The organism is Selenomonas sp. oral taxon 149 str. 67H29BP (assembly GCF_000146365.1).
Lineage (GTDB): Bacteria > Bacillota > Negativicutes > Selenomonadales > Selenomonadaceae > Centipeda > Centipeda felix.
Genome location: NZ_GL397087.1, coordinates 140,281 through 147,594, shown reverse-complemented (window position 1 = coordinate 147,594; position 7,314 = coordinate 140,281). Strand labels below are relative to the sequence as shown.

The 7,314-nt window shown below is 54.6% G+C and carries 7 protein-coding genes; 2 read left to right on the top strand and 5 right to left on the bottom strand.

Annotated elements, in window-relative coordinates; all coding sequences use genetic code 11:
* From HMPREF9166_RS12660 to HMPREF9166_RS00745, 3 genes are all read right to left on the bottom strand, one after another.
* On the bottom strand, positions 1–948 hold a 948-nt coding region (locus HMPREF9166_RS12660; RefSeq protein ID WP_009442122.1), incomplete at its 3' end, for a hypothetical protein.
* 18 nt (positions 949–966) lie between these two features.
* Positions 967–1,836, bottom strand: coding sequence for a hypothetical protein (locus HMPREF9166_RS00750; protein WP_039980775.1), 870 nt, complete (start codon positions 1,834–1,836; stop codon positions 967–969).
* A 17-nt stretch (positions 1,837–1,853) separates the two neighbouring features.
* The gene (locus HMPREF9166_RS00745) at positions 1,854–3,806 is read right to left on the bottom strand and encodes a peptidoglycan DD-metalloendopeptidase family protein (RefSeq protein WP_009442120.1); all 1,953 of its coding nucleotides are present in this window, start codon (positions 3,804–3,806) and stop codon (positions 1,854–1,856) included.
* A gap of 154 nt (positions 3,807–3,960) precedes the next feature.
* Between HMPREF9166_RS00745 and HMPREF9166_RS00740 the strand changes: the two genes are divergently transcribed.
* Together HMPREF9166_RS00740 and HMPREF9166_RS00735 are read left to right on the top strand one after the other, a co-directional pair.
* On the top strand, positions 3,961–4,326 hold the full coding sequence (locus tag HMPREF9166_RS00740) for a type II toxin-antitoxin system HicB family antitoxin (RefSeq protein ID WP_039980773.1): 366 nt from the start codon (positions 3,961–3,963) through the stop codon (positions 4,324–4,326).
* Positions 4,327–4,340: 14 nt separating this feature from the next.
* Positions 4,341–4,736 carry a hypothetical protein gene (locus HMPREF9166_RS00735; protein ID WP_009442118.1) on the top strand — a complete coding sequence of 132 codons (396 nt, stop codon included), beginning with the start codon at positions 4,341–4,343 and terminating at the stop codon, positions 4,734–4,736.
* A 42-nt stretch (positions 4,737–4,778) separates the two neighbouring features.
* Here HMPREF9166_RS00735 and HMPREF9166_RS00730 read toward each other — a convergent pair whose 3' ends face one another.
* Complete coding sequence (locus tag HMPREF9166_RS00730; protein WP_039980770.1) at positions 4,779–6,485, bottom strand: type IV secretion system protein; 1,707 nt, start codon at positions 6,483–6,485, stop codon at positions 4,779–4,781.
* Between the two features lie 14 nt (positions 6,486–6,499).
* Positions 6,500–7,294: a hypothetical protein gene (locus HMPREF9166_RS00725; RefSeq protein ID WP_009442116.1), complete on the bottom strand. Its 795-nt coding sequence runs from the start codon at positions 7,292–7,294 to the stop codon at positions 6,500–6,502.
* Positions 7,295–7,314: the final 20 nt, after the last annotated feature.

Here is a 7,314-nt window from a genome sequence, read left to right as displayed (position 1 = left end):
CACGGCCATTGGTTTTGCCTCCTCCTGCGCTTCCTTGCGATGTTCCTCCGCGTTCAGCTTGTCGGCGATTGCCTGTGCTTCCTGTGCCGTCAGTGCCTCCCCGCGTTCCTTCTCCTCCGCATTCAGCTTGTCGACGATTTCCTGTGCTTTTTCTTTGTTCTTAAACCATGCGCCCGCTTCTTCACGGTTTCCACTGTAGTCGGCAACATCCGCATCCTTCCTGCGCTGCGCCTGATACATCATGATTCTTTTCTCTGGGCCAGGAATCGGATTGCTTGAGACAAACCATTCGCTCTGCATGTTGTTCCTCCTTTGCTCACGCGCGGATGGACGCATTTCCTTCGCTTCGTGCGCCTCAACATCGCGCTCCTCTTCTTTCTGCGGTGCATATATGACAGGATCATACAGGCTTGTATAATCCTTCCCGTAGGCAAAATCCTCCCGCTGCTGCAACATCTTCATTTCTTCCGTGACGCTCGCCTCCGGCGGAAGAAGGTGGGCTTCCTGGGCAAGTCGGTGGACGATACTGTCCAGATAGGAAACGACGAGCGAATCGCTCTCCTGCGGCGGAGAGCGAAGGAATGTCCGCAGAGCTTCCTTGCCCGCCAGTTGGTTTCTGAGGATTTCCCCGATTTCAATGATGTTTCTCTTTTTCCCGATCAACGTGCGGTTTGGTTCAATGCTGCTGCTGGCAATGGAGATTCTTTTCTCCCCCTGCGCAGTACGAAGGATTGCCTTGTTCCCTTCGGGACGAAGATCCAGTTCTATGACAGCACCGCCGATGAACGCACTCTTCGCCTGAGGCCGTTCTCTCTCTCCCGGAGAATCGCTCTGCAGGACGACCTGCACGCAATGCAGATGCCGCCGCTCGATCCGCAGCGTATCACGCGCAAGATCGTACGTCATATCCTCGCGAAACGGGATGATATCGTCGTTTTCTTCCGGCATACGCGCACCTCCTCTGCATCAAAAATCAGGCATTGGCTGTGACTGATAGAATTTTCGCCCTGTATCCGCCTCGTAGGACTCGAGCATTACCCGATCTCCGGGATCACCGGGGTTAAAGAAGTGATAGGAGCCGTTCATCTGCTGCTCTGCCTGCCGTTGTTTATCTGCCGTATCCTGCATCTGGCGAACGTTGCGGATCTGGATCTGATCCCCCATGGCGTTCGAGAGCTGCATGATGGCCATCTGCTTGACCGCCTCGATCTGCGCTCCTGCCTGACGTGCCTGTGTCTCTCCGACCGCCTGATTGGAGTTTTGCAGTGCCGTTTGGAGTGCCGTCATGATCTGATCCATGTCCTGGTAGCGGTTGATGGTGTTCTGCGTTGCCGCTGTGTAGCTGTCCGACATGAATTTGCTCGTCTTGCGGCAGTCGATCGCCTTGCCCGCAACACCATCGTCATAGTCCCGCTCAAAGGCTTCCGGATGGAGGTCGATGTTCGTGCGGTTTTCTGCCATGGAGTGATAAAGGATCTTGATGTCCTTCATCCCCTGCTCTCTGCTCTCCGCCGGGAGCTTTCGGGCGTTTTCCTCCTCGATGCCGAGTTTGGCCGTCAGTTTTTCGAGCCAGGAAACGAACTTCGTCCCATAGAGGATGCTCTTAATATGCCGCGTGTAGTCATAGACATTGCCCCCGTTCGCGGCGAGGTCTTTCAGGGCAAAGGGGGACGGTGCACTGTCCGCCCAGGAGATGCTTGTGGGGCTGTAATAGTTCGGCGGATCATAGGGCTCTGTTACGCCAGGAATTGACCACGCATAACCGATGCCGGCAGCCCCCATAAAGCATGCGCAGAGTGCTGCGGTCACTTTCTTTGACCGTTTCCATCGTTTCATATCCGATCTCCTCTCTATTATGTGCCGGGCAGGAACTTGAACCCGTTGCCTATGCCAAACTGCTTGATGACCAGCTGGGAGAGTTTGTCTCCCATCATGACGAACAGGAAGCAGACGAGGGCGAGTTTCAGCAAAATAGCGACCTGAAGGACGTGCTTGGTCTTTTGGATGGAGTTTGATGCCGTCACGACCTTGCGCCAATATCCGCCGCTGCGGTCACCGTTCCATGCCCCCGCTGCTTTTTCCCAGCTGCCGTTTGCATCATAGAGCTCCAGAAGGTGATGACGCGCCACGGCGGTCTGCACATTCTCCGGCCACGGCGTCGTTGCCGGTGGGAATTGATCTTCCCATGCGCCGCTGTAGGGTCTCGACTGATACCCCGGATCGCTCCAGGCCTCCGAGTCATCTGCCCATGGCATCGGCGGCGGCTCGAATCCCGCTCTTTCGCACCAGACATTCCAGTACTCGTAGCTGATCTGATACGCACCGTAGCCCCATCCATCCTGTGAAGGGGTCTGGAATGGATGCTCCTGTCCGCCGGTCTCGACACGGCGGATTGCCTCGAGTACCTCATCGATGCCCTCGCGCCCGCCGAAGTTCCCATTGCTGTTCTTCATCGCCTCTTCCACGGGGACGGTCTGCACATGGATGAGATCATCCACCACCATGTTCGACATGACGGACTGCAGCATCAGGGCAAAGAAGCAGAAGAAAAACAGTTTGATCGAGGCACTGAAGATGCCGTTCATGCTGTTCTCTGCATACCGGCGTGACCACTTGTGTCCCGCAAACATAAAGTTCGCCAGACTGAACACGGCGACAAAGTAAAACTCGAGGTACGCCAGGATGATCTCAAAGGCAAAGAGCAGGAACGAGCCAAAGATGATGAGGAGGAAGATGCTCCCGAACAGTCCCGTGACGATTTTGTTGAGCCAGTCAAATCCGCTCGAATCCGTTTCGTTGAGAACGGTAAAAATCGGCTCGATGATCTGTGCGCCCTTTGTCACGAGTGCTGTCGGATCGACGAGCATCGCCTTTGCCTGAGTGAGATCTACACCGCCCGTGGCTGCGCCCAGGCTGAGGAAGAGGTCGCGTGATCCGTTGATAAGGAACGCGCCCCAGTAGGTGATGGTATAAAAGAGCAGAAGATAGAGCAGCATCTTGAGTGCCAGCAGCTTAAAGATGCTGAAGCTCGGCTCCTGTCCTTTCTCCCGATCGACGCTCATCAGGATATAGGTGAGCGCAAGATCGATCGTCATGAGAATGCCGATCACGTACTTGATGATGTCCTTGAGGAGATCCACTGCCTTGGTGCATGCGAGGGCAATGGTATCTATCGCTTTCTTGACGGGCTCCATAAAGGCAAATGCCGCATCCCAGACCATGCGCTTTCCCTGACGGCTCGCTGCAAGGCCGTCATCTGTCGCATTGTCCGGAAGCCACGGCGCATACGGATGATAGAGCGCCGGACTGATCGGCGATTCATTGATCCGTACCTCAAAATGCAGATGCGGTCCCGTCGATACGCTGGTCGCCCATGCTGGCTCCAGATACCCGATCAACTGCCCGCGCTGCACATGCCTGTCAACACTCCCCATGATGGCAGCAGCCGGTAGATACCCGTCGTTCGGGTCGAGGTCACCATACACAGTCTCAAACCTGCTGCCATCGGGTGAAGTATGCTCAATAACTACAAGACCATCAAATGAGTACTCATAATCCGCATAGGTAACTATTCCATCCGCAACAGCATAGACAGGCTCATGTGCCTCGCCGCCGATGTCGATGCCGTTATGTCGGCGCACTACTCCCGTGATGGGATGCGTACGCCCCGAGCTGAACGGACTGGTCACCTGGATCTCGTGTCCATGCAGCGGCGCATCCATCATCAAGAGCGCGGCCGCACGCACGGATGTGGATGATGCAAATAGGAAAAGGACAAGCAGCAGCAAAATGTATCTCGATTTCATGTGCGGAATCCTCTCATACAGATATATATTCATAGTACTCCAGAACATCTTTGAAATTTTCCTATCTTTTTTACACTTCAGCGATATAAGCGACTATATACAGTTGTTATTTTGTGCAAGCTGCGGTATAGTGGAAGAAGGAGGGAGGTGGACGATGAAGAATATATTACGGCACAGAGAGTATGTCGGCTCGGTGGAGATCGACGAGCATGAAGGATTCCTCTATGGGCGCGTGCTCGGGATCCAGGAGAAGATCACGTACCGTGCAGAACGCGCGGACGAACTGGTCAGGAAGTTTCGAGCGGAGATTGATGCGTATCTTGACCGCTGCGCACGGGAAAACGTTGCGCCGGAGATTCCATACAAGGGCAGCTTCAATGTCCGCATTGCCCCGGCACTGCACCGCCGGCTTGCGATCCATGCGATCGCAACGGGGACAAGTCTCAACCGCCTGATCGAGCACATTCTGTCTTCATACGCGCCGCTCTATGAGTCACCAAACGATACATCGGTACGATAAGGAGAGTGATTTCCATGGGAATTTTGTCCAGCCTGAAACAGTGGAACGATGAGTGCAACGAACGGGGAAAAATCATTGAACAGCAAGAGGCTGAAAAACGTCGCCTGAAGTGGAAACAGGAAATAGAAGATTATATCGACAGCTACCCCAATACAGCACACGTTATCAAGCATCTACTCGATGTATTTGCCGAATGCGACTTAGATATACTCATTAAAGGGCAAGCCCCTAAAATATCCGCAATGCTTGGAGAAATCTACCGCAATCAAGCCGATGTTTCGCGTTTACACGAACTGGAAGGACGATATGAGGAACTAAAAGAGCGGTATGACGAGCTCAAAAAAGAATACGATAGGCAAAGCGAACTCATTGCAGAAATTGCAAGGAAGAGCACCCCTCTAACGAGATAAAAAATGCTTCTCCATCCATCAACTGGATCGAGAAGCATTTTTTTATTTGATCGGTGAGAGTTTCGAAATATCTCTTGCAACATCATTCGCGACAGTTGCCGCACCGCGTGCCACTGTTGCTATGCCGCTGCCCGCGCTTTTTACCCCGTTCTTTGCGCTCTGCGCGATACTTTTCCCACCGCTTACGGCAAGTCCCGTTGCCGTAGGTGCTTGTTGATTGGCGCCTACGCCAAAGTATTTTTGTGCTGCCTCAATTCCCGCCTTCGTAGACTTGCCAACCATAGAGTCTCTTGCATAGTGCCCCATACCTCGTCCAGCAGCGGACATCATCATGCCAGTCCCGGTATTCATGGCGTTTGCGCCGGCGCGTGCGAGACCAGCTATGCCACCGCCACCTTGTCCATATCCCGCCACCGCAGATTTTGCCATATTGCCCGCAACACTTGTTCCGCCAGATGCGATCGCTGCACCGGCAGCGACACCGGCGGAGGTCACATTCTTCGCGGTCTGTGTCATGCTCGCACCGTTGAGCGAGGGAGAGCCGTTGAGAAGCCCCTGCACCAGGTCGGGGATCTTCTTGATGAGGAGATACAGCAGGAGACTTACGACAACGGCCTGGATGAGGACGGGCATATTACCGATGATACCGCCTTTAGAGGGATCCTGTGCGATCTTTGCAAATTCATCACAGTAGTCCGTGAGGATCCTGCTGCTCATTGCCGTGAGGAAGGAGATGACGGCGACCTTGATCGCCAAGTTGAACATGGCACCCAGAGCCCGTTCAAAGAGAAACTTCGTCTGCGGAAGCGCAGCGAACGGAATCAGGGGGATGGTGATCATCGCCATCGTGAAGAACTCAATCTTTGCCATGAGCATCTCAATCCCTGCCAAAACGAGCAGGATGAACATGATGACAAGGCAGAGGATGGTAAACAGCCCGGAGATCGGCGACCAGATCGAGAATGCTTCCTGTGCTGCACCGTACCCCGTTGTGAACATCGTGACTGCATTTGCAATGAGTGAGCCGGAGCCCATCCCGTCACTGTAGCCGCCCGCGTGATACCCGATCGCCTGGAAGCCGCTGCACAGGCTGCCCATAATATCAATCCCGTGGCCGTACCAGTTCAGGATGAGGAAAAGATAAAGCCCTGTCTCGAGGAGTGTCTGGACGAGAAATTTCATCTTATCGCCGCTGATGAGATCGAGGGAGATCTTCACGGAGGCGGAGATTGCCGTCAAGACGATGAGAAGTTTCGCAGCGACAGGCATGATGCTGACTGCGCCGGACTTCGTATAGTCGATATAGGTGCGTGTAAATGGCTGGAGGAAGTCATACCATTTGCTGTCCTCGTCCGCAGTGACGTGCATCCGGTACTCGAACGGTGCCTGATCCGCACCGCCGAAGTTCCCGCCGAACGCACTCATGAGCACCGTGCCGAAGTTGAGCGCAAGCCCGATGCCGAGGATGATGTTCCATGTGGTCTTGTTGGCCGTCTCGACGTTGAAGGCAATCATGATGCCCGCGAGTGCGATCATGATGGTCGATATGATCCGCGCAACGGTAAACATTCCGTTCGCCATGGTAGTGAGGTTGTTCTGGAAGGCGTTGTCGCCGCCCTTTAGACCGATGTCCGAGCTAAAGCTCGCGGCGGCGGACGCTGTTGTGCCATCCGCAAGGACGAGAACGGCGACGAGGACAAAGATGCCGAGCGGCAGGATGTGCCGCAGCGTCTCAGTGCATCGGTGCATATCCACCACTCCATTCATTGCTGTGCCTTGATGCTTGCAAGAGCAGCCTTACCTGTGGCAAGATTGCGCTGTGCCGCCTGTTGCTCATTCGACTCAATGGTCGCGCGGCGCAGGTTCTCTGCCTGGTAGTGCGATGCCTCAGCGGCAACAGCGTTGCTGTACATCTTCGTCATCTGAAGCAGTGCCAGCACGCTGTTGGCGTTGATGGCGTTGCCCGACTGCATGACCTGCATGGTTCCCTCCGCCTGATTCGACGCATTCAGGGCTTCCTGCGTGGACTTTGCGATCTCGAGGTTTGCCTGCTGCGTGTTCTGGGCAGACTGCGCTGCATCCTTGAATGTGGCCGCGAGTGTCTCTTCCCGGCGGCATTCGTTCAGGATGCCTGTGGCGACGGTCGTGTTGCCGTTGAGGATGGACTGCAGGTCGCCAAGACGCTCACGCCAGACGGTATCGAGAGGATTCGGATTCGTCCCGCCCTTTTTGTCGCCCCAAATCTTGCCGAGCACGCCCTCCTGCCCCATCTTCTCGTCAAAGATCTGTTTCTGCTGTGCACCCTGCATCTGTGCATACTTTTCGATCTCTGCGCTGCTGATCTTCTTCGAATTGAGGATCATGAGTGCCAGTTCCTTCTCCTCGGTCGAGAGGATCTTAGCCGTCTGGATGGCCGTTTTGATCGCTTCCTCGATGTTCTTTTGGTCAATGACTGCAATCGCCGCCTCACTGTGATGCCCTGCCGGAATCATGGCGAGCAGCGAGGCAGAGATGCCGAATGCGACACCGACGGCAACAGCTGTTTTTCTGATGGTCATGGTAAACACTCCTTTTGGTA

What these genes read in the sequence shown, in the direction of transcription:
- HMPREF9166_RS00750 (WP_039980775.1), bottom strand. Translation starts at nt 1,836, where the DNA reads ATGAAACGATGGAAACGGTCAAAGAAAGTGACCGCAGCACTCTGCGCA.
- HMPREF9166_RS00745 (WP_009442120.1), bottom strand. Translation starts at nt 3,806, where the DNA reads ATGAAATCGAGATACATTTTGCTGCTGCTTGTCCTTTTCCTATTTGCA.
- HMPREF9166_RS00740 (WP_039980773.1), top strand. Translation starts at nt 3,961, where the DNA reads ATGAAGAATATATTACGGCACAGAGAGTATGTCGGCTCGGTGGAGATC.
- HMPREF9166_RS00735 (WP_009442118.1), top strand. Translation starts at nt 4,341, where the DNA reads ATGGGAATTTTGTCCAGCCTGAAACAGTGGAACGATGAGTGCAACGAA.
- HMPREF9166_RS00730 (WP_039980770.1), bottom strand. Translation starts at nt 6,485, where the DNA reads ATGCACCGATGCACTGAGACGCTGCGGCACATCCTGCCGCTCGGCATC.
- HMPREF9166_RS00725 (WP_009442116.1), bottom strand. Translation starts at nt 7,294, where the DNA reads ATGACCATCAGAAAAACAGCTGTTGCCGTCGGTGTCGCATTCGGCATC.